19 protein-coding genes are annotated in these 21,582 nt (G+C 40.0%); 13 read left to right on the forward strand and 6 right to left on the reverse strand.

Translation table 11 applies throughout. From position 1 onward, the window contains the following. Nucleotides 1-2: 2 nt before the first annotated feature. Complete coding sequence (locus ACTHN6_RS09925) at nucleotides 3-1,529, reverse strand: GH3 auxin-responsive promoter family protein (protein WP_440435601.1); 1,527 nt, start codon at nucleotides 1,527-1,529, stop codon at nucleotides 3-5. Between the two features lie 117 nt (nucleotides 1,530-1,646). On the opposite strand from ACTHN6_RS09925, the gene ACTHN6_RS09930 reads away from it, so the two are divergent. From ACTHN6_RS09930 to ACTHN6_RS09940, 3 genes are all read left to right on the forward strand, one after another. Beyond that, a complete protein-coding gene (locus ACTHN6_RS09930; RefSeq protein WP_440435602.1) occupies nucleotides 1,647-4,043 on the forward strand; it encodes an alpha-L-rhamnosidase-related protein in 2,397 nt (798 codons plus the stop codon). Between the two features lie 65 nt (nucleotides 4,044-4,108). Beyond that, on the forward strand, nucleotides 4,109-4,366 hold the full coding sequence (locus ACTHN6_RS09935; protein WP_440435603.1) for a DUF6364 family protein: 258 nt from the start codon (nucleotides 4,109-4,111) through the stop codon (nucleotides 4,364-4,366). Next, nucleotides 4,363-4,785: a PIN domain-containing protein gene (locus tag ACTHN6_RS09940; protein ID WP_440435604.1), complete on the forward strand. Its 423-nt coding sequence runs from the start codon at nucleotides 4,363-4,365 to the stop codon at nucleotides 4,783-4,785. Before ACTHN6_RS09935 ends, ACTHN6_RS09940 begins: the two co-directional genes overlap by 4 nt. A 2-nt stretch (nucleotides 4,786-4,787) precedes the next feature. Here ACTHN6_RS09940 and ACTHN6_RS09945 read toward each other — a convergent pair whose 3' ends face one another. The 3 genes from ACTHN6_RS09945 to ACTHN6_RS09955 all read right to left on the reverse strand — a co-directional run bounded on the left by ACTHN6_RS09945 (nucleotide 4,788) and on the right by ACTHN6_RS09955 (nucleotide 7,111). After that, nucleotides 4,788-5,243, reverse strand: coding sequence for a DUF983 domain-containing protein (locus ACTHN6_RS09945; RefSeq protein ID WP_440435605.1), 456 nt, complete (start codon nucleotides 5,241-5,243; stop codon nucleotides 4,788-4,790). Between the two features lie 29 nt (nucleotides 5,244-5,272). Then, nucleotides 5,273-6,562: a UDP-N-acetylmuramoyl-tripeptide--D-alanyl-D-alanine ligase gene (locus tag ACTHN6_RS09950; RefSeq protein ID WP_440435606.1), complete on the reverse strand. Its 1,290-nt coding sequence runs from the start codon at nucleotides 6,560-6,562 to the stop codon at nucleotides 5,273-5,275. Nucleotides 6,563-6,637: 75 nt separating this feature from the next. Next, nucleotides 6,638-7,111 carry a nucleoside deaminase gene (locus ACTHN6_RS09955; protein WP_440435607.1) on the reverse strand — a complete coding sequence of 158 codons (474 nt, stop codon included), beginning with the start codon at nucleotides 7,109-7,111 and terminating at the stop codon, nucleotides 6,638-6,640. Between the two features lie 79 nt (nucleotides 7,112-7,190). Here ACTHN6_RS09955 and ACTHN6_RS09960 point away from each other — a divergent pair, with 79 nt between their 5' ends. After that, nucleotides 7,191-8,405, forward strand: coding sequence for a DNA polymerase III subunit (locus tag ACTHN6_RS09960; RefSeq protein WP_440435608.1), 1,215 nt, complete (start codon nucleotides 7,191-7,193; stop codon nucleotides 8,403-8,405). 318 nt (nucleotides 8,406-8,723) lie between these two features. Then, entirely contained in the window at nucleotides 8,724-10,031 is a 1,308-nt protein-coding gene (gene ricT / locus ACTHN6_RS09965) for a regulatory iron-sulfur-containing complex subunit RicT (protein ID WP_440435609.1), read from the forward strand. A 38-nt stretch (nucleotides 10,032-10,069) separates the two neighbouring features. Here the strand turns inward: ricT and ACTHN6_RS09970 are convergent, their stop codons facing one another. Then, nucleotides 10,070-11,056, reverse strand: coding sequence for a zinc dependent phospholipase C family protein (locus ACTHN6_RS09970; RefSeq protein WP_440435610.1), 987 nt, complete (start codon nucleotides 11,054-11,056; stop codon nucleotides 10,070-10,072). A 163-nt stretch (nucleotides 11,057-11,219) separates the two neighbouring features. On the opposite strand from ACTHN6_RS09970, the gene gatB reads away from it, so the two are divergent. From gatB to ACTHN6_RS10010, 8 genes are all read left to right on the forward strand, one after another. Continuing rightward, entirely contained in the window at nucleotides 11,220-12,665 is a 1,446-nt protein-coding gene (gene gatB / locus ACTHN6_RS09975) for an Asp-tRNA(Asn)/Glu-tRNA(Gln) amidotransferase subunit GatB (RefSeq protein ID WP_440435611.1), read from the forward strand. A gap of 59 nt (nucleotides 12,666-12,724) precedes the next feature. Beyond that, nucleotides 12,725-13,846, forward strand: coding sequence for a redoxin domain-containing protein (locus ACTHN6_RS09980; RefSeq protein WP_440435612.1), 1,122 nt, complete (start codon nucleotides 12,725-12,727; stop codon nucleotides 13,844-13,846). Nucleotides 13,847-13,971: 125 nt separating this feature from the next. Continuing rightward, nucleotides 13,972-14,619 carry a hypothetical protein gene (locus ACTHN6_RS09985; RefSeq protein WP_440435613.1) on the forward strand — a complete coding sequence of 216 codons (648 nt, stop codon included), beginning with the start codon at nucleotides 13,972-13,974 and terminating at the stop codon, nucleotides 14,617-14,619. A gap of 11 nt (nucleotides 14,620-14,630) precedes the next feature. Then, nucleotides 14,631-14,930 (forward strand): winged helix-turn-helix domain-containing protein, encoded by a 300-nt coding sequence (locus ACTHN6_RS09990; RefSeq protein ID WP_440435614.1) that lies wholly within the window; start codon nucleotides 14,631-14,633, stop codon nucleotides 14,928-14,930. 43 nt (nucleotides 14,931-14,973) lie between these two features. Continuing rightward, nucleotides 14,974-16,770: a cell envelope integrity protein CreD gene (gene creD, locus ACTHN6_RS09995; RefSeq protein WP_440435615.1), complete on the forward strand. Its 1,797-nt coding sequence runs from the start codon at nucleotides 14,974-14,976 to the stop codon at nucleotides 16,768-16,770. Nucleotides 16,771-16,871: 101 nt separating this feature from the next. After that, entirely contained in the window at nucleotides 16,872-17,027 is a 156-nt protein-coding gene (locus ACTHN6_RS10000; RefSeq protein WP_440435616.1) for a hypothetical protein, read from the forward strand. A gap of 14 nt (nucleotides 17,028-17,041) precedes the next feature. Next, on the forward strand, nucleotides 17,042-17,434 hold the full coding sequence (locus ACTHN6_RS10005; RefSeq protein ID WP_440435617.1) for a diacylglycerol kinase family protein: 393 nt from the start codon (nucleotides 17,042-17,044) through the stop codon (nucleotides 17,432-17,434). A 14-nt stretch (nucleotides 17,435-17,448) separates the two neighbouring features. Continuing rightward, nucleotides 17,449-18,105 (forward strand): DUF1361 domain-containing protein, encoded by a 657-nt coding sequence (locus ACTHN6_RS10010; RefSeq protein WP_440435618.1) that lies wholly within the window; start codon nucleotides 17,449-17,451, stop codon nucleotides 18,103-18,105. 16 nt (nucleotides 18,106-18,121) lie between these two features. On the opposite strand, the gene ACTHN6_RS10015 is transcribed toward ACTHN6_RS10010, so the two are convergent. After that, nucleotides 18,122-21,562 carry a hypothetical protein gene (locus ACTHN6_RS10015; protein WP_440435619.1) on the reverse strand — a complete coding sequence of 1,147 codons (3,441 nt, stop codon included), beginning with the start codon at nucleotides 21,560-21,562 and terminating at the stop codon, nucleotides 18,122-18,124. Nucleotides 21,563-21,582: the final 20 nt, after the last annotated feature.

Consider the following 21,582-nt stretch of genomic DNA (forward strand, 5'->3'; position numbering starts at 1 on the left):
AGCTACGCCGGTTGTGTATTTGCGTGCATTAACTGTAGTATCTCATCAATATATTTCCGGTCATTGCTTAACCTCGGCACTTTATGCTGGCCGCCTAATTTTCCTTTATGCTTCAGCCATAAATTAAAGACGCCATGTTTTAAACTATGTACAACAGGCAAGCGCAAAGCAATGTTTTTATAACGCTTGGCTTCGTAATCGCTGTTAAGGTTTTTTAATGATGAATCAAGTTCATGCACAAACTGCTCCATATTGGTCGGTTCTTTTTCAAACTCTATCAGCCATTCGTGGGCGCCGTTATTTTCTTCGCTGAAATAAATGGGCGCAGCTGTATAATCATTTACAAGCGCGCCTGTTTTTTTACTGGCGGCAGCAATGGCCGCATCCGTATTTTCAACAATAATTTCTTCGCCAAAAGCATTAATAAAATGCCGGAGCCTGCCGGTAACTTTTATCCTGAAAGGAAATAATGTGGTGAATTGAATGGTATCGCCCACCAGGTAGCGCCATAAACCGCCGTTGGTTGAAATGACAAGCGCATATTGTTTTCCCAATTCCACTTTATTCAATCCTACCGTTTCAGGATTTGGCTTGCCATATTCTTCCACCGGCATAAACTCATAAAAGATACCGTGGTTTAAAAACAGCAGCATGCCTTCTTCATTAAGATTATCCTGCGCGGCAAAAAACCCTTCACTTGCATTATACATTTCCATGTAATGAATGCCATCACCCATCAACCTTTTAAAGTTTTCTTTGTATGGTGTAAACGATACACCGCCATGCATATACAGTTCAAGATTGGGCCATACTTCCCTGGCCGTTTGTTTGCCGGTTATTTCAAGAATGCGTTTTATTAAAACCTGTGTCCAGGTGGGCACACCCGATATAGAGGTTACGTTTTCAAATATGGTTGACTGTGCCAGCGATTCAATTTTTGTTTCCCATTCATCCAGTAATGCAATGGCCAGTTCAGGCGTGCGTATCCATTGGCCCCACATGGGCATATTTTGCATGAGCACAGCGCTTAAATCACCAAAAAATATTTCTTCATTCAACTGGTTTACCTGGTGGCTGCCGCCAATTACCAACCCTTTGCCGGTAAGTAAATTACTTTCAGGATTAAACTGGTAATAAAGCGTCAACACATCTTTGCCGGCCTGGTAATGACAGTCTTCCAGGCTTTCTTCCGTAACCGGAATAAACTTGCTTTTATCGCTTGTGGTGCCACTGCTTTTAGCAAACCAGTTTACCGGCGAACACCACAACTGGTTTTGTTCGCCATTCATTAATTTTTGTATCCAGGGTTTTATATCATCATATTCATGAATGGGAACAGCTTCTTTAAATGCTTTTACAGTAAACAGGTTTTTCATGTTGTACTTCCTGCCAAAATCTGTATGCTGGCCATGTGTAACAAGGTCCTGCAAAATTTCACGCTGCGCCGTTATGGGATGGTTCATCCATTCTTCAATGCTGCTGTAACGAAGGCGTACAAGCTTGGATATGGCAGGAGAAAGCAAATTCATATCAATAGGGCAAATTAAAGAAATGGTTCTTAATAATGTGCAAACAGCTTTACTAAAACAGCACAGCACAGTACAATTCCGTTTTCAATATTAATTATCTTCATTTAAACTTGCTACATGAAGCTTATAATTTTATTGATTGCGCTTGTTTACCCGTTTCAGTATTTTAATGCGCAAAACATCAATCCTGCTATTACTGCAAAGCCCTGGAATGCCAAATGGATTGATGTGCCCGGGACCAATCAGCATGGTTATGGCATTTATCATTTCAGAAAAGAAATTGTATTGAATGAAAAGCCTTCACAATTTATCATTCATGTATCTGCAGATAACCGGTATAAATTATTTGTAAACGGAGAACTTGTTTCTATGGGCCCGGCAAAAGGTGATCTTTTTCACTGGAATTTTGAAACGGTTGATATAGCACCTTATCTTAAAAAAGACAATAACATTATTGCTGCTTTGGTGTGGAATTTTGGCGATGCAAAAGCCGCATGGCAGGCTTCCTTTCAAACAGGTTTTATATTACAGGGCGATACAAAAGCAGAAGAAATTTTAAACACCAATAAAAGCTGGAAGTGTATTGAAGACATAGCTTATTCGCCTTTGCAGCCGCAACTGATATATGTATATTATGCAGCCGGCGCCACAGAAAAAATTGACATGAATAGATATCCTGCCGGGTGGGAAACATCAAATTTTAATGATGAACAATGGCTGAATGCGCATGAATTATTCATTGGCAACCCTAAACCGGCCAATAACTGGAACTCAAGCTGGATGCTGGTTCCAAGGCCCATACCCCTGATGGAACTACAACCACAGCGCCTGCAAAAAATAAGGGCACAAAAAAATATAACTGCCGATGATAATTTTTTAAAGGGCGATCATCCTATAATCATTGCGGCCAACACAACCGCGCATATTTTAGTTGATCAGGAATTTCTTACCAACGCTTTTCCTGTTTTGCAATTCAGCAAAGGAAAAAAAGCAGATATTCAACTTACTTATGCAGAAGCCTTGTATGTTGATGAACCCAATACTGCGGACTGGCGCAGACAAAATCAAAAAGGCAACCGCAATGAAATTGAAGGAAAACATATAGTGGGCGTGAAAGATGAAATTATTTCAAGCGGCAGTGAACATCAGGTTTTTTCTTCTCTTTCTTACAGAACCTATCGTTATGTAGCCATAGATATAACAACAAAAGAGGAAGCCTTAACGCTTAATGATTTCTATGGCATATTTACGGGCTATCCTTTTACATTCAATTCAACTTTTGCAAGCAGCGATCCCTGGCTTAACAAACTGCTCGAAGTTGGCTGGCACACTGCAAGATTAGATGCTTATGAAACTTATATGGATTGCCCTTACTATGAACAATTGCAATACATTGGCGATGCCCGCATACAGGCATTGGTGAGTTTATATAATTCCGGTGATGACAGGCTGATGCGCAACTGCATTCAGCAAATTGCCAATTCTACTTTAGCAGAAGGAATTACAGAAAGCCGTTTCCCGCACAGCATTCACCAGGAAATTCCAACATTTTCTTTGATATGGATAAGCATGTTGCATGATTATTTCATGTATCGCGGCGACAGCAGTTTTGTAAAAGATAAACTGCAGATTTCAAGGCAGGTTTTATCGTTCTTTCATAAACTACAACAGGCTGATGGCAGCCTGCATAATGCACCTTACTGGGAATTTACTGATTGGGTAAATGCACCGGGATGGCAAAGCGGCGTAGGCCCCATTGACAGCAACGGTAATTCTGCTTTGCTCGATCTGCAATTATTAATGGCTTATGAATCTGCCTGTGATCTTGAAAAAAATATTGGAATGAATGATTATGCAGCTATGTATGAAAAGCAAATTGCACAGCTTAAGAAAACCATTCAGCAAAAATACTGGGATGATAAAAGGAAAATATTTGCAGATACAAAAGATAAAAAATACTATTCGCAACATGCAAATGCGCTGGCAATAATAACCGGTATTAGCGAAGGCAGTACTGCACATGCATTAGGCAACCAGTTATTGAATGATACAACACTTGCAACCGCTTCTGTTTATTTCAGGTATTATTTATACCAGGCATTAAATAAAGCTGGTTTTGGAAATAATTATCTTAACTGGCTGGGTATATGGAAACAAAATTTGGCAATGGGTTTAACCACCTGGGCAGAGATGGACGATGTGAACCGTTCCCGTTCCGATTGCCATGCCTGGGGCAGCAGCCCGAATATTGAATTGTACAGGATTGTTTTAGGAATTGACAGTGACGCACCTGGTTTTTCGAAAGTAAAAATCGAACCTCATTTGGGTGCATTAACCAATGCATCGGGAGCAATGCCGCATCCAAAAGGCGATATAAAAGTTGCTTATGTTTTTGCTGATAATAAGTGGAATGTTGATATAGATCTTCCGGCGCCAATTACAGGAAAGTTTATTTGGAAAGGCAAAACATATCTGCTGAAAGCAGGTGAAAATAAATTTACAGTTGAAAAGTAAAATTTACACGTAATAAATATTTTATCTATACGTACAAGTACTTACTTTTGCATAAATATTAGATTATGGATGCAAAAATTACATTGAGCTTTAATGAAGCTGTTGCTGCAAAGGCAAAAAAATATGCCGAGCGAAACAATGTAAGTTTAAGCAGGCTTGTTGAATTTCTTTTAGATAAGGTAACTTCTTCCGGCTATACATCTTTTGAAGAGTTTCCCGTTTCAGACTGGGTGAGGCAGGTGGCCGAAGGCGAAGCTGTTTATCAAACAAAAGCACGTTCGCGCAAGTCATTAAAAAAAGAATATTTCGCTTCCAAAAAATGAAGATTTTTGTTGATGCAAATATCCTGGTTTCGGTATTAAATAAAGAATACCCGCTCTTTACCCACAGTGCCCGCATACTGAGCCTTTCAGGCAATAAAAATTTTGAAATTTATACTTCGCCTATATGTCTTGCCATTGCATTTTATTTTGCAGAAAAGAAACACAAAGCAAAGGCAGCAAGAGAAAAAATTGCTTTATTGTGCCAACATATTTTTATTATCCCCGCCACCGGAAGTGTAGTTGAAAAAACAATCAGCAATAAAAAAATTAATGATTTTGAAGACGGGCTTGAATATTATTCAGCCATGGAAAGTAACTGCAGTTATATTATAACAGAAGATAAAAATGATTTTTATTTTTCTGAAATACCGGTAATGAATTCAAAAACTTTTTTTGAGAAAATTGTTGCGAAAAAATAGCATTACCAGTTCCCCATATGCTCTTTTACAATCCTTTCAGGATCTTCAGGTTTATGGGTTTCCCAGTCCGGGTCATATGTTACAAACCAGCTAAGCCACAGGCTTCGTGAGAAACGCATTAGCGGAGGTTGAAGAATAACCAGTACAACTGCATTGCAGACCAGCCACCAGATAACACGGTTATCACTGGCCGATATGCCAATAAATACCCACCAGGCAATAAAAGTTACAATAGAAAAAAGAACAGTGATTCCATAACTCACATAACCTGTTCCATAATAAAACCCAACTTCGAGATCGGTTGCCTGGCCACACAAAGGACAATGATCATGCATTTTCATGTATTCACTGCCTTTTAAGGCATAGGCGTTTTTTGACTTGAAAATATCTCCGCGCCTGCAGCGGGGGCAACGATTGGTAAGAACGCTTAACAGGTAAGATGGTTTGTCTTTTGCCATCCTTAAAAATTTGCGCGAAGTTAATTTTTTTATGGGTTAAAAGCCGTTAAAACTTTTTCCATCTGCATGCTGCGGCTGCCTTTTATTAAAAAACAGGCATTATGAAAATGTTGTTGCTGTATATAAACCGAAGCTTCATCTGCATTATTAAAATAAACAAATGGCTGATGTGTTGTTTTAAAATTTCCGCCAACCAGAATAACGTTTTCAAAATGGTTTTGCTTAATAAGGCGCACCAGAAGCTCATGCTCATGCACACTTTCTTCACCGAGCTCCATCATGCCGCCTAATATTAAAACTTTATGATCAGCATGAATATTTTTAAAATTTTCAATAGCAGCCTTCATGCTCGAAGGATTAGCATTATAAGCATCAAGGATTATTTTGTTTGAACCAATTTCCATCAATTGCGAACGACTGTTGGAAGGCACATAGCTTTCAATTGCTGATTGTATTTTTTCTTCCGGCACATTAAGGTATTTGCCAAGCGTAACAGCGCATAGAATATTGGGCAGGTTATAACTGCCAACCAGGTTTGTTTGTATGGTTTTGAATGATATGCCTTTGCTAAACGCAACTTTCAAAAATGGTTCGGAGGCCTGCACATGGCCGCAAATAAAACCGCTTTGTGTTCCATACCAGATAACTTTTTCTATGCCCTTGCTCATTTCATGCAGGTAATCATAATCGTCAAAAGCAAACACAACGCCATCATGTGCACGAATAAAATCATACAACTCGCCTTTCCCTTTTTTAACGCCTTCTATTCCGCCAAAACCTTCGAGGTGCGCTTTGCCCACATTGGAGATTATGCCATGCGTTGGCTGCGCAATGTTGCAATAGCTTTCAATTTCTTTTTGATGATTGGCGCCCATTTCAATCACAGCCATTTGCGCATCGGGCTTAATCTTTAAAATCGTAAGCGGCACGCCAATGTGGTTGTTAAGATTACCTTCCGTGGTGTAAGTTTTATAATAAGCCGAAAGCACTGCGTGGATCAATTCTTTTGTTGTGGTTTTACCATTGCTCCCTGTAATTGCAATAAAAGGAATATTGAATTGTTCGCGGTGAAACCTGGCAAGTTGCTGCAGTGTTTCAAGCACGTTAGCAACTTTAATTAAACGCTCATCTGTTGCCTCAACATCTTCATCAATCACGGCATAAGCAGCACCCAATTCAAGTGCTTGCAGGGCAAAAACATTACCATTGAAATTATCGCCTTTCAACGAAAAAAAAATATCGCCTTCTTTTAGTTTTCGCGTATCCGTTTGAACAGATGGAAAATGCTGGTAAATGGTATATAGCTCAGGAATGGTCAATGTAAAACGTTTGCTGCAAGATAGCACAGCAGGTAATAATTGCCAATGTAAATACCGGTTGAAAATTATAACCTATTAATACAGTGAAGTATTGTTTTTATCCTTCCATTCATTAAATACTTTCATCGCTTCTTCTTTATTCAATGCTATCATTGGAATTTTCCGGTTAGCGAAATCGTTGTTCATTTCATGATAAATAAATGAATCGTCAAACCCAATGCCGGCTGCGTCGTAACGGTCGCCGGCATAGTATATAATTTTTATCCGTGCCCAGTAAATAGCGCCCAGGCACATGGGACAGGGCTCACAGGATGCATATATTTCACAATCCGTGAGATGAAAATGATCCAGTTTTTTGCAGGCATCCCTTATGGCCACTATTTCTGCATGTGCCGTGGGATCGTTATCTGCAATAACGCGGTTATTGCCCCTGCCCACAATTACGTCGCCTTTTACAATAACACAGCCAAAAGGCCCGCCTTCACCGTTTTCAATTCCTTTTGCCGCCATATCAATAGCCGCTTTCATGAATTTTTCTTCCCTGGTCATATTCTTCGTTTAATAAAGTAAGTAACAAAGAAACTTCTTTCTTAGCTTAAAACTTGCAACTCAATATTAACTTCGCCCCATGCAATTCGCAGATGTAATTGGCCAGCAGCACACAAAAAAACATTTGCTGGAAATGGTTGAGCAAAACCGCCTGAGCCATGCCTTGCTTTTTCTTGGTAAAGAAGGCAGTGGCACCCTGTCTTTGGCGCTGGCTTTTGCTGAATATATAAGTTTGTTGCCGCCGGTAAAGGAAAGCGCCGGGCCTTCTTTGTTTGGCGAACCCATGGAAGAAATGAAACCGGTTTTTCCAAAAACACCGGAAGAAGCCGACGCTTTCATGCAAAAACAAGCCGGCTTTTCTAAAGCCAATAATTATATTCATCCCGATATTCATTTTTCTTACCCGGTAATTCCTAAAAAATCAGGAGATAAACCCATCAGCACCGATTATGCGGAAGAATGGCGGGAGTTTATACAACAGTTGCCTTATGGCAATGTGTATGACTGGCTGCAGTTTATCGGGGCAGAAAATAAACAGGGAAATATTACGGCGGAAGAATGTAATGATATTATTCGCAAGCTAAACCTGAAAAGCTTTGAAAGCGAGCATAAAGTATTGGTAATGTGGATGCCTGAATACCTTGGCAAAGAAGGCAACAAGCTTTTAAAACTGATTGAAGAACCACCCGCCAATACCCTTTTCATATTGGTTGCCGAAAATGAGGACCTCATTTTGCCAACGATTTTAAGCCGCTGCCAGCTTGTAAAAATAAATGCGCCCGATACCAACGATATCGCAGAAGCTTTGATAAAACGCGGCAATATTGATTCTGCTGCGGCATATCAAACCGCGGCTATTTCGCAGGGAAATTACCGTGAAGCCTTACAGTTACTGCAAAACGCATCGGAAGACTGGCAGAGTTTGCTGCGCGAATGGCTGAATGCTATTTTAAAAAATGGCCCGGCAGCACAGGTAAAATGGATTGACGAAGTTAATAAGCTCGGACGCGAAAAACAGAAACAGTTTTTACTCTATTTTATTCACCTGTTGCATCAGAGCATCCGCATACGTTTTGCCGGCAATAACGCCATTTCCATTGCCGAAACTGAAAGGGATTTTGCAGAGCGCCTTAACAAATTTGCACAGCTAAACCATCAGCAGGCTATCATAGAAGAGCTGAACAAAGCTGTATATTACATTGAGCGCAATGCCAATGCGAAAATGCTTTTTCACGCGCTAACCATTAAATTATATCATGTTATACGAAACAATGCCTTAATTTTAACGCCTTAGGATTGCAAATATTTTTAATATTTGCAATATGTGAAGATGGGTTTTTGTGGAGCCGGCCAATGAACAATGGTCGTCACGGTTGCGTCGCACACTGCGGCTGAGGTATATATTCCGGCTGCAGTTTCAAATGCAAAAAGAGTTTACAAATACAAACGTTATAAATTAATGAAACGTTTTTTAAATATAAACACTGCAGTTCAACAGCATTTATGCAGTTGAAGTGATGCGACGCAACCGTGCCCAATACCTGTTCCGCTGCCGGTAACCCAAAAAATCGTCATTAAAATTATTATTTTACTTGTTTAACTGAACCTATACATGGGATGTGGCAATTGTGGCACGGGTAAACCTAACGGATGTCAGAGCAATGGCAGTTGCAATACCGGCAGTTGTAACCGTATGAATGTGCATGACTGGCTTTGGAACCTGCCAATGAGCGATGCAGATAGCGCCTGCAAAGTTGTGGAAGTGAGTTTTAACCAGGGCAGCCGGAAAGATTATTACCGTAACGCCAGTCTTCAATATTTTGAAAAAGGCGATATGGTTACCGTAGAAGGTGTGAACGGTTTTGATGTGGGCGAAGTGAGCCTTACCGGCGAACTGGTGCGGTTGCAGTTAAAAAAGAAGAACATCAGCGAGTTTGGGGTTGACATGAAAAAGGTGCTGCGCCTGAGCAACGAACGCGACCTGGAACTGTTTGAAAAAAATAAGGCCCGGGAAAAAGAAGCGCTGATGAAAAGCCGCATTATTGCCAAAAACCTGAACCTGGATATGAAACTGATTGAGGTGGAAATTCAGGCTGACGGCAAAAAAGGGACTTTTTTTTATACGGCAGACGACCGCGTTGATTTTCGTGAACTTATAAAACAATATGCCGGCGAGTTTAAGCTGAAGATTGAAATGCGGCAGGTGGGCATTCGCCAGGGCGCAGCCAAAGTGGGTGGTATTGGCAGTTGCGGGCGTGAATTATGCTGCTCTACCTGGCTCACCGATTTTAAAAGCGTTACCACTACCGCAGCGCGTTATCAAAATCTTTCTATTAATCAAACCAAATTAAGCGGCCAGTGCGGCAGGCTTAAATGCTGTTTAAATTACGAACTTGATACTTACCTGGATGCCTTGCAATATTTTCCGGATAATGCCGATGTGCTGGAAACGGCAAAAGGAACAGCCATTCTAATCAAGAAGGATATTTTCAAAAACCTGATGTGGTACATTTTGCAGGGTGGGGCAAAACATTATCCTTTAACCATCCGCCGTGTAAAAGAGATAAAACAACTCAATGCAAAAGGCGTAAAAGTGGATGACCTTCAACCGGTTGAATTAGTGCCGGCTAAAGAAATAGAGCATGGCTTTGTGGATGTGGTAGGGCATTTAACTATTGGCAACCTGGAAAAAACCTCGCAGCGTAATAAGGAAAAGCAAAGACAGCAGCGCAGGGAAGGACAGCCCAAACAACCGCAAAAGGAGCATAGACAGGGGCCTCCGCCGCAAAGGAATATGCCGCCACAGCAAAAAAAGCAATACCAGAAACCAAATAAGCCACGGCCGCCGCAGCAAGAGAAGAACCGGGACCAGACTAACAGGAACAGACCACAGAACGGAAATGATAAAAGAGAAGGCTAATAATGTCTTTACATTTTAGCTAAGATAAAAATGCTTCTTTACTCCTTTTTCGCTCTTAACAAATTATCCTGCAGTAAATCATTTTTCCTGTAATCTCTCAATTCCTTACGCAAGCCTTTTCTTTCACTGCGGTTAAATTGATAAAAATGTTTCAGCTTTGGCTTGCCGGCATCCACCCAGGCAGAATACCAGAAATCAGCCACAAGATTAGCTGAATAATTCAATTGATCATTTACGGTGGTGGTTAAAGCTGCAGCGTATTGTTTAGCGAAAGCATCCGTATAAACTTTTGTTTTACGGCCATAATACATACGTTCCTCATATTTGGAACTGTCAGGAAAACTTTTAGCCACTTCCCTTTCTTTTTCAAACATTTCGGGCAATAAGGCATGCGCCCTTCTCACGGCCGTCCAGATGGTTTCACCTTTGTTTTTTATATAAGCCGCTTTATGTTTTGAATGTAAATTATACCGGCTTAATTCAAGCTCGGGAATAGTGGATTCCCATAAAGCATGCAACCCCTTCTGGCCAGTAAGCTGGCCATCATAATTATTGGTAGTATGCAGCGGCACACAGGCATCTTCAATATAATGTGCCAGGTCAGCCGCATAAAAAACAATGCTGTCTGCATTGTTTCTTTTTAAAGCATTCACCAGCGAATCATATTCAATCAAAACCTGGTAAGGTACAAAGCCATATTTTTTTAACGTATCCCAGGTATATTTTTCAACGGCAGGCTGCACATCCCGCGGCATATACAACACGGCACCGTTGCCATAATTCTCAATATCTATAAAATGTTTTGGGCCTTCGTTCCTGTCAATATAACGGCGTTTATCCGGCCTGATTGATGTAATAGCTACTGTGTCTATATTGGAAAAGAAAAAACGGCGCACACATTTCGGCATTTTATATACGGCAAGTTGCGTAGCAGTTTGATGTGCATAAAAACCCCATGAACAAAGGGAAACGATAACGATTACACAGCAAATAAATATGAAGAAACGATTGAAATAAATTTTCATGATGCAAATGTAATTTGTAAGCGCTTCTGAATTTGGCCTTCATAAAATGTAAACAAAAGTTTACTTTATTCGTTTTATAAAATCCGCAAGGCCTTAGTTTTATTGGGATTTATACATTTCTTTTAATAAACAGTTGTTGACTAAAGGTATATTTTTGCCGGTCATGAGTGAAGCAGCGCAAAAATATGAAGCGGTTATAGGGCTTGAAGTGCACGCAAGGTTATCTACCAAAAGCAAATTGTTTTGCAGCGATGCCAACAGCTATGGCGCTGCTCCCAACGAAAATGTTGGTGTAATTACATTGGCGCATCCGGGCATTTTACCTAAAACAAATAAAAGAGCCATTGAATATGCGGTTATGATGGGCATTGCCTGTAACTGCAGTATCAATCAGAAAAATTATTTCGCCCGTAAGCATTATTTCTATCCCGATTTGCCAAAAGGTTTTCAAACTTCACAACATACCGTTCCTATTTGCGGGCCGGGCTTTGTAACCATAAAAACTTCAACTGGTGAGCGCAATGTAAAGCTGCATCATATTCACCTGGAAGAAGATGCCGGTAAGAGCATTCATGATATGGACGAAGATTACAGTTACATAGACTTAAACCGCGCCGGCACGCCGTTAATTGAAATTGTTACCGAGCCTGATATGCATTCTGCTGAAGAAGCAGGATTATTCGTAACTGAATTAAGAAAACTGGTGCGATGGATAAATGTTTGTGATGGCAATATGGAAGAAGGCAGCATGCGTTGTGATGCGAATGTTTCCATTCGTTTAAAAGGAGAAACAAAGCTGGGCACCAAGGCTGAAGTAAAAAACCTTAACTCCATACGCAACGTAAGAAAAGCAATTGAATTTGAAATTGACCGTATGATTGGTATGCTTGAAAAGGGTGAAAAAATTTACCAGCAAACAAGAAGTTTTGATGCATCGAACGATACCACGTTTGCCATCCGCGAAAAAGAGGAAGCCAATGATTACCGCTATTTTCCCGAGCCAGATTTGCCGCCAATAAGTTTAAGCAATGAATATCTCATCAACATAAAAAATAATTTGCCGGCATTGCCGCAGGTATTGTATAAAAAGTATCAAATTGAATTTGGTTTAAACGAATACGATGCTGCACAGCTTACGCTGGAAAAAGAAATTGCAGATTATTTTGAATCGGTTATTCGGCATACAACTAATTATAAAGCTGCGGCCAACTGGATAAACGGCCCCATTAAACAATTGATAAACGAAGAAGGCATTTCGTTGAATTCCATTGCGGCAAAGAGGCTTGCAGAGATGATTGAAACTGTTGATAAAGGAGAAGTGAGTTTTTCAAATGCAGCATCAAAATTATTGCCTGCTATCATAAATAACAATGCTGAAAGTATTGCAGCGCTTGCATCTCAGCTTAATATCATTCAAACGGGCGATGCAGGCCAACTACAGGAATGGGTGAATACAGTTATCAGTAAAATGCCTGAAAAAGTAGCCGAATATAAAAAAGGTAAAAGGGGTTTGATTGGCTTGTTTGTAGGTGAAGTAAAAAAACTGAGCAAAGGCAGGGCGGATCTGAAATCTGTAACGCAGTTGTTGGAAGATGCATTGAAATCTTAAAGCAGGCATTGAAAGATTGCACATATTTATTTTAAATTTTTGACTTTAATTAAACATAAATGAAATATCTAACCTGGTTTGCAGTTGCGCTGGTAGCGTTTGCAGGATGCAAAAACGATGGCGGTGAAAGCTTTACTGTAAGTGGTAAAATTACAAACCCTCAATCAGACAGTGTTTATCTGGAAGAACTTTCTTACAACACGCCTGAAACAAAAAAACTTGATTCGGCTAAAGTTGATAAAGATGGCAACTATACTTTAAAAGGAAGTTCTTCTCAACAGAATTTATTTATGCTTGGGTTTAAAAATAATCCAACGGTTATTTTGGTAAATGATGCAAAGGATATCAAAATAAATTTTGACCCTAATGGTTTTCACTTTCCTGAGGTAACCGGTTCTGAAGCCACAAAAGAGTTATACACTTTTATAAAAGATTATTTCCAAAAAGATTCCGCACTGGCTGTTACTTACCAGCAATTAAATGCGCTCACAGAAGAAACTGCAAAAGATTCAAATCATGTGCGAAACCTTCAGCAGGATTACACCAATCGCATAACTGCACTTGGCAACCTGTTATCTTCTACCATTAATAATTCTAAAAATCCTGCTGTTGTTTGTTTTGTTTTAGACAGGGCCAGGGGCGCTATGGCACCGGAAGCATTGGCGGGGCTGGCAGAAAGTGCGGCCAAACGCTTTCCGCAACATGCAGGCCTGGAAAATTTTAAAAAGGATCTTGCCAAGCAGGCTAATCCAAATGCTGATTACCCATTGCTAAACCAGCAGGCACCGGATTTAACCATGGCTACGCCGGATGGCAAAAAGATCAGCATCAGTAATTTTAAAGGCAAATATGTGTTGGTTGATTTTTGGGCAAGCTGGTGTGCGCCATGCCGCCAGGAAAACCCGAATGTGGTGGAAGCATACAATAAGTTTAAGAATAAAAACTTCGATATTCTTGGCGTTTCGCTGGATGATGATAAAGCCGCCTGGATAAAAGCCATCCAGGATGACCATCTTGCCTGGACGCATATAAGCGACCTGCAATCTCCAAGCGCAGCAGCTTCATTGTATCATTTTGATGGTATTCCTTTCAATGTTTTAATTGATCCGCAGGGGAAGATCATTGCATCAGGCCTGCGTGGCCCTGCTCTTGAGCAAAAGCTTAATGAAGTTTTGCAGTAACCACAGTAACCGGTTTATAATTTTCTTTTAGCTGCAGATGCACAGAAAAAAATTTTGTGCATCTGCAGCAATTATTTTTGATAAAATAAATTTTACATGTTTACTTTGTTTCTCAAAGTGCTTTTATGAATGAGTCTGAAAAGCTTTCAAGCGATCTGCGTGATATAAAACAAATGATGGAACGCAGCAGCCGTTTTATAAGTTTAAGCGGCCTGAGCGGCATCTCCGCAGGGGTATGTGCTTTAATTGGCGCAACAGTTTCCGCAGATATAATTGAAAGGAATAAACGTGCCGTGCATAATTTAAAGGCTTCATTGGCTGATGCCGATTCTATTCTCTATGGCGATTTCTTGCACAGCCGTTTGTTCCAGGTTGCTATGCTAACATTTCTTGCTGCATTGCTTACTGCTTTTATATTTACGTATCAACGCAGTAAAAAAACAAACACGCCTATTTGGGGCACTACGGCAAAGCGTCTTATTATTAATGTAACAGTGCCCGTTATCACCGGCGGCATATTTTTGCTGGCATTAATTAATAATGGTGTATTCGGTTTTATTGCGCCCGGCTGTTTAATATTTTACGGACTCGGTATGTTAAATGCCAGCAAATACACGCTTCCCGAAACGAGATATCTTGCATACGGCGAAATTTTACTAGGCCTTATAAATTTAGGTTTCATGGGATATGGTTTATATTTCTGGGCGGCAGGTTTTGGGTTACTCCATATCATATATGGTACGTTTATGTGGTGGAAATATGAACGCAACTGAAGAAATAAAGCATGAAGAATCCAATAGAAAACTTAAATAAAACTTTTGACAGCCGCATACGGTTAGGCATAATGAGTGCGCTTATGGTAAATGCATCTATCAACTTTAATGATTTGAAACAGTTGATAAATGTTACGGATGGAAATCTTGCCAGCCACATAAAAGCGCTTGAAGAAAGCGGCTATATAAAAGTGCAGAAAGGATTTATCGGCCGTAAAACCAATACACTTTACTCAGCCACCAAATCGGGTGAAAAAGCTTTTCGTGCGCATTTGGATGCACTGGAGAAAATGATTAAGAATATAGAATAAAAATTTTTTAATTATTTACTTTGAATTTCAAAGTGCTTTTAAAATGAAAAAATTCTCTGCATCTTCAATAGCATTTAAATTATGGATGCATTCTGCATTAATCTTATCTGCCGGTATATTTGTTTGTTCTCTTTTTGCAGAACCATCTTTAACCATTATAGTATTATTTGTTTCATTATTGGCAACAATTGTAGGCGGCGTTCCCGCCTACTTTGCATTACAGGCATTTTTACCGTTCATAAATAAGATACGTTTCTTTTCCACCCGTTGGCTATTGTTCCTTATAATGCTGTTGTTTACAATTGCTGTGGCTTATGCAGTTACCGGCGCTTTTATTACCGATAATCCTTTTGCGGAATATGGCTTCTTTCAATCATTTTTTGCAGCAGCCGGGTTTTATTTTGCCGGCTTGTTTGCTGCAATTCTCATCGCTTTTTTTATCAATCTAAAATGTATAAAAAACTATTTCTCACCAAACAAAAACACACATACCATGTACGAAAATTCAATGCAGGCTGCTGCACAGCCAGGCGCAAATTCATTCGCCAATAAAATATGGATAAAAGCAATTACAACAGCAGGCCTTATCTTGCTAATGCTGATACCAACCGTATTTGTTTCCAATCTTGTTGAAGAAAGGCAGGCGCGGCAGGAAGAAGTAAAAAACGAAGTAAGCGGCAAGTGGGCAGGGCAGCAGAATATCACCTTTCCTTACCTGCATATTCCTTACAATGTTACAACACAAGAAAACGGCAAAACTGTTGTAGAGGAAAGGTCTTTCTTAATTCTTCCTGAAAACCTGAATGTAAATGGATCAGTTACAGCAGAACAGCGAAAACGCTCTATTTACAGCGTACTTTTATACAACAGCGCATTACAGGCAAAAGGCAATTTTAAAATAGGAGTGCCTGAAGGTGTGGATGCATCAACCATTAACTGGACCAATTCAAAAATATGTTTTGGCATTTCAGATTTTAAAGGCATTCAGCAAAAGGTTATTGTGAATGTTAACAATGAATCTTATGATCTTTCCGCCGGATTGCCAACAAATGAAATTGATACAACGGGTTTATCATCGCCCATACATTTGTCAGCAGATAATTTAGGCAAAGAAGTAAGTTTTGAATTCCCATTAAAAATAAAAGGCAGCGGCCAGTTACATTTTGTGCCGCTGGCAGGCAACAGCGAATTCAGTATTACATCAAACTGGAACAGCCCTTCATTCGATGGTAATACTTTACCGGCAGAACGAACACTCGATAATAAAGGTTTTGAAGCAAGCTGGAGTTTTAATAAAGCCAATCTTCCGTTTAATACAATTGCAAAAGATTTCAATTTTAAAAAGAACGATTATGCGTTCGGCGTAAGCCTTTTGCAGCCTACCGATCAATATGCAAAAACCATGCGTTGCGTAAAATATGCATTACTGTTTATCGGCTTAACATTCTCCTTATTTTTTATTGTTGAGATTATGCAAAAGAAACCCTTTCACCCGGTGCAATATGTATTGGTAGGCCTGGCGCTCATTGTTTTTTATACATTATTGTTATCCATAAGCGAGTTCTTGCAATTTGATTTTGCTTATCTGCAGGCATCAATTGCAACAGTTTTATTAATAACGCTGTATGCAAAGGGCCATTTCAAAAACTGGAAAGTGGCAAGTGTTTTTGCAGGTGCTATTGGCTCCATTTACGGGTTCATATTTGTGCTGATAAGGCTTGAAGATACGGCGCTGCTTGTAGGAAGCATTGGCCTCTTCTGTATTCTTGCCTTAGCCATGTATGCGAGCCGTAAAATTAACTGGTATGGTGCTAGCGTACCGGCAAATGCAACCATATAAAAATTAAGTGATATAAAAAGGTTTTGTTAATAAACTTTGAAATACAAAGTACTTTTTAAACTCTTATTACTTTTGATATTCGAAACACAAAACAAACAGTTATGTTACCAATTAAAGTAGCGCTTCGCTCCATGCTTTCCCTGCCGGTTTTAAGAGAAGCCGATCTTGCGTTCACGATTACGCTGGGCATCATCGCCTATATTGGAATTATATGGATAGTGCTGAAAACTTTCCAATACAACAAAACAAGACATTAAGGAATAAAAGAATAATGATGGATAATTCCCAAACTGTTGTTTACAGGCAGGCTTTGAATAAAACCTTCGCAGCAGCCTTTAGCGGTATTGGTTACTTTTTTAAAACAGAACGCAATGGCAAAATACAGGCCGCAGCAGCATTAATGGCTATAGTAGCAGCCTTTTGGCTGCATATTTCTGCTGTTGAGTGGATACTGATCTTGTTTTGTATTGCTGCGGTAATTACGCTGGAAATGGTAAACACCGCACTGGAACATTTATGCAATCACGTTCATGAAGATTATCATCCTTCCATTAAAATCATTAAAGATGTTGCTGCCGGCGCCGTGCTGTTTGCATCCATCCTAAGTATAATTACGGGGCTGATCATTTTCGTTCCTAAAATATTGCCGCTTTTAAAGAGCTAATTGAAAAAATTTATATGAAACTGAAAAAATTAAGCGACACAAAGAAGCTTGTTCTTATTTCACTGGGTTTTACCTTATCGCTGCTCTTTGCCCGTGCATTTTATACAGGTGAGCTTGCTTATTTCTTTTATCCCTGGAATTTGTTTCTTGCAACAGTTCCGCTTTTCTTCAGCAGCTTATTAAAAAGACAGGCAACAATCAATTATAAAAGCATTTTCTATTTTATTCTATGGCTTTTGTTTTTGCCTAACGCCCCGTACCTCGTAACAGATATTTTTCATTTTGAACACAGGTCGCCTGTACCAATATGGTTCGACCTGATGCTGGTGGTTTCCGGTGCCTGGAATGGTATTTTACTTTGTATGCTTTCATTATTCAGTGTTGAAAAATTTATAAGAAAAGTGTGTAATAAAAAATATGTGAACGGCATTATGCTTTCCATACTGGTGGCATGTGGTTATGGCATTTATATCGGGCGTTTTCTGCGTTTCAATAGCTGGGATGTTGTAACAGATCCTACAGCGCTTTTAAAAGCTTCAACACATCACCTTCATCATCCTGTGCAAAGCATTAATGTTTGGCTGTTTACTTTTTTGTTCGCATCATTTCTCAGCATAGTTTATTTCACCATAAAAAAACTGCCGCAGGCGTTACCACCGCGGCAGTTTTAAAAATTATTTATCTGTTCTAAAAATCAAATCCCAAAGAGAAGTAAAACATAGGGCTTCCCCTGAAGATGCCACGCATTTCCCAGGCTACATCAGCCCTTAAGAAATAACCCAGCAAAGTGCTTCTCGCACCAAAACCATAACCACCTGCAAACGGCCCGATGCCGCCGGCACGTACCCTTACAGAAAGAGGATTGGGACCGCCAAAATCGCCGCTTGGGCCAGGGTAAATTACAGTGGGACGCTTTATATTGCTGAGCGGGCCGCTCCAGGCTGTGCCCAGGTCAATGAATTGTACCAACTGAAAGTTTCTTATAAACGCATTGTTGATGGGGCTGTTAAAAAATGTTGAGAAAACGGGCAGCCTCAGTTCACTGTTCAATACAAGGTTATTACTGCCGTTGGCAACATTTTGCTCAAATCCCCTGAGATTTAAAGCCAATGTTTGAAATGCATACCGCACCGTTGGGTCTGCTGTATTCCTTTCATTGAATTTTGGAAAAACCCATCCATCGGTGCCGCCGAGATAATAAATAAGTTTTGACTGGCCTAAAGAAAAATCGCCGGCACCCCTAACGGCCCATATAAAGTTCCTGTAAATCTTTAGATAATTGCGTGCATCAAAGCCAACGTTCATGAGTGTTTTCATAGTCTCTGAACTCTTGTTGGCAGGCAAAAAGAATTCAGTATAAATTTTCCAGCGCAGGCCATTCCATATGTTTTCCGTTGGATTAATGGAATTATCATACACATATTCCAGTCTTGCCAGCCCTGTATTGGAAACAGAATCCTTCTCTTTCAAGGCTGCCGGGTTAGGATAACTGCCAAGGTATAACGGACGCAAAACACCAATGTCTTTTCGCAGGCCAACCGTCATGGTTATGCGTTTTGTTTCATCAAATGGATAGGAAACATTTGCCTGATAAATATTGGTTATTACCATGTTATCTATAAAGTTCCTGTCATTTCCCATTGAGTCAGTTCCCCTGAAAAAACCATTATAATTGGTTATGTTGCTTCTGTAATATGTCAAGCCCCAGTCAATCCGCTTCCTGTAATTCTGGTAAGAAACAAATACATCCTTGTCCGTTAAGGAAGTGCCCAGCCTGAAGCCGCCTATGAGCTTCACATCTTCCATGATATCGCTTACACCCACGCGGAAAGTGAAACTTACCGCATCACTGTTGTTTAAATAAATAGGACCGGTTTGATCGTAACCGCCAAAAGGCTGGTACCGGTTAATTAATATATTATTGGTAACGCCCGCCAATACATAGTCTGCTTCAAATTTTTTCTTGTAGTCAAATAACCTGGATCTGCTTAAGTAATTTATGCGCGGTGACAGGGACGGCGATGATTGATCGTTGGCAGGCTGCTCAATTCCTGAATTTGCAGAAGAATCCTTTTTCTCGTCTTCAAATTCATTCTGGAACTGGCTTTTATTTTCAGGCTGCGTTTCTTCTTCCACCTGCACGTTAGCGCCGCTTGCCAGCTTTTCGGCCGTTATCATCCTGCGCACATAATCGGTGGGCCTTGCGTTTATATTGCGTTTGCGCAGCGTCATAGAATCAACACGCAGCTTATATAAAAATTTATATTCGCCTTCCTGCCGCACTTCGCTCACCTGGTCGTTATTACCGGCTACCCTTGTTTCCTGCAAACTGCTTTGATAATTGGTTATAGGAAAAGTATAAGTGCTGTCCTGGTAAATTTTAAAATAGCTTATGCTATCCGGTTCGGCTTTTTGCCAGGCAAGTAATGTTGAATCCATTTCTTTGGGGGCGGGATTGCGCAATACTTCATCTCCTATATAATATAAAGTATCGAGCCCGCCGGTTTGTGTTGTAAAAAATCCGGCCCAGCGGTTATTGATGCCGTTTTCATTGCTCACAAAAGTAAAATGGTTTTGATTGTATTGCATGGGATAACGTGCATCGCCATATTTCATGCTGGTGAGCTGGGTTATTTGCCTGAACTCACTGTTGTTATTTATATCGGCAAGAAAAATATTGAAATGATTACGGCTTGGCAATACAGTATCTGCGTTGGAAGCATTTACGCCTGGCCTGTTAGAAGCGAAAATCACACCCAGCCTTCCCGGGAAGGAAACAAAAGTGGGATCAAGATCATCATACACATCATTTGTTATTTGCTTAATGGCGCCATTATCAATCCTGTATGTGTAAATATCGCTGTGGCCATTATTTACAGCGCTTAACAAAAGCGTGTTGGCATTAAAAATAAAACCGGCATCGAGCACCTGGTCAAAACCTTCAATTTCCTGCTGAAAACGTTTAATGTTGGCAATTACATCATACACAAACATGTAGGTTTTACCTTCTTTGGTATAGATGCATAAAAGACGGGAACCTTTTCCATCCCATGCAAGAATTGGCATGTTTGGGTTCATATCGCCAACAATGGTGCGCACCCCATAATCTAGTAATGTTTTTTCTTCATAAAAATTATCAAAGTATTTAACCCTGTATTTGCCTTTTGTAAACTGCACTACAGCATAAGAATTGTTTTTAGGGTTGGGATTAGCCGCAAAATGATAATAATCGCTTTTATATAAATCTTCTACTACCGCCAGCTTGCCACGGGGAGCGTTACGGCGTTGCTTAATGTCGTTAACATAGCGCTGCTGTTCTTCTTCCATAAAATCGGCAAGCACATATTTAAACTTCTTTTTGGCAATGCGCATTGAGGCGGTGTTTAAACTTTTATACAGCCTTGCGAGGTATAAAAAATAGGTTACATTTTCTGGCTTATATTTCCTGGCTATGTAGTACCAGAAGGCGTGGCCTGCGAGTATTGGCTTGTCAAAAGCAAACTGGTAAAAATTATTATAATCGCCGCTTAGAATAACATTTTTTAATTCATCATCTCTTTCAATATTCCAGTGTTCGGCCACATAATCCACGTACCCATCAGTAAGCCATTTAGGCAAATCGAGCAATGCCTGGTTACTGGCAAATTCACCCACAGAGGCGCCAAATAAAATATTGTCGGTAAGCACCTTGGCAATGCCCTGTCTTACTTTAAGGCGAAATGTATTATGGTTTCCGTCAAAATAGAGAGGGATTTTATTATTTACAAGTGTGGTTAAACCGCCGGCATTCTGCCAATCAATGCCAAGGCCGATATTGCTGGTTTTATAGTCCTCATAATTATTATAAATTACAATGGTTGCACGGCGCTGTAAAGAATAATCAACTTCATTTTCAACAGAATCCAATTCTTCTTCTGCAAGCTGCACCACAAATTTGGCTAGCTCCAGGCCGCCTTCATTATAGTAAACATTAAAATTGGGGCTTTGATAGAATTTCCAGGAAAATTTTTTGTATTGAACCCTGTTTTTTCCAAACTCAACCGTATTAACCTGTGCTGAAAGAAAAATTGGCAAAAGCAGCAGCGATACACTTAACGCGAATCCGTTTCTTAAACCTTTATTTTGCATATCTATCTTTGAAATCTTAA

Origin of the sequence: Parafilimonas sp. (genome assembly GCF_051953455.1) — a bacterium.
In the GTDB taxonomy this organism is placed as follows: Bacteria; Bacteroidota; Bacteroidia; order Chitinophagales; family Chitinophagaceae; genus Parafilimonas.

Bases quoted from the DNA above. Each gene is read 5' to 3' on its own strand.
- ACTHN6_RS09925 (WP_440435601.1), bottom strand. From the start codon at position 1,529: ATGAATTTGCTTTCTCCTGCCATATCCAAGCTTGTACGCCTTCGTTAC.
- ACTHN6_RS09930 (WP_440435602.1), top strand. From the start codon at position 1,647: ATGAAGCTTATAATTTTATTGATTGCGCTTGTTTACCCGTTTCAGTAT.
- ACTHN6_RS09935 (WP_440435603.1), top strand. From the start codon at position 4,109: ATGGATGCAAAAATTACATTGAGCTTTAATGAAGCTGTTGCTGCAAAG.
- ACTHN6_RS09940 (WP_440435604.1), top strand. From the start codon at position 4,363: ATGAAGATTTTTGTTGATGCAAATATCCTGGTTTCGGTATTAAATAAA.
- ACTHN6_RS09945 (WP_440435605.1), bottom strand. From the start codon at position 5,243: ATGGCAAAAGACAAACCATCTTACCTGTTAAGCGTTCTTACCAATCGT.
- ACTHN6_RS09955 (WP_440435607.1), bottom strand. From the start codon at position 7,111: ATGACCAGGGAAGAAAAATTCATGAAAGCGGCTATTGATATGGCGGCA.
- ACTHN6_RS09960 (WP_440435608.1), top strand. From the start codon at position 7,191: ATGCAATTCGCAGATGTAATTGGCCAGCAGCACACAAAAAAACATTTG.
- ricT (WP_440435609.1), top strand. From the start codon at position 8,724: ATGGGATGTGGCAATTGTGGCACGGGTAAACCTAACGGATGTCAGAGC.
- ACTHN6_RS09970 (WP_440435610.1), bottom strand. From the start codon at position 11,056: ATGAAAATTTATTTCAATCGTTTCTTCATATTTATTTGCTGTGTAATC.
- gatB (WP_440435611.1), top strand. From the start codon at position 11,220: ATGAGTGAAGCAGCGCAAAAATATGAAGCGGTTATAGGGCTTGAAGTG.
- ACTHN6_RS09980 (WP_440435612.1), top strand. From the start codon at position 12,725: ATGAAATATCTAACCTGGTTTGCAGTTGCGCTGGTAGCGTTTGCAGGA.
- ACTHN6_RS09985 (WP_440435613.1), top strand. From the start codon at position 13,972: ATGAATGAGTCTGAAAAGCTTTCAAGCGATCTGCGTGATATAAAACAA.
- ACTHN6_RS09990 (WP_440435614.1), top strand. From the start codon at position 14,631: ATGAAGAATCCAATAGAAAACTTAAATAAAACTTTTGACAGCCGCATA.
- creD (WP_440435615.1), top strand. From the start codon at position 14,974: ATGAAAAAATTCTCTGCATCTTCAATAGCATTTAAATTATGGATGCAT.
- ACTHN6_RS10000 (WP_440435616.1), top strand. From the start codon at position 16,872: ATGTTACCAATTAAAGTAGCGCTTCGCTCCATGCTTTCCCTGCCGGTT.
- ACTHN6_RS10005 (WP_440435617.1), top strand. From the start codon at position 17,042: ATGATGGATAATTCCCAAACTGTTGTTTACAGGCAGGCTTTGAATAAA.
- ACTHN6_RS10010 (WP_440435618.1), top strand. From the start codon at position 17,449: ATGAAACTGAAAAAATTAAGCGACACAAAGAAGCTTGTTCTTATTTCA.
- ACTHN6_RS10015 (WP_440435619.1), bottom strand. From the start codon at position 21,562: ATGCAAAATAAAGGTTTAAGAAACGGATTCGCGTTAAGTGTATCGCTG.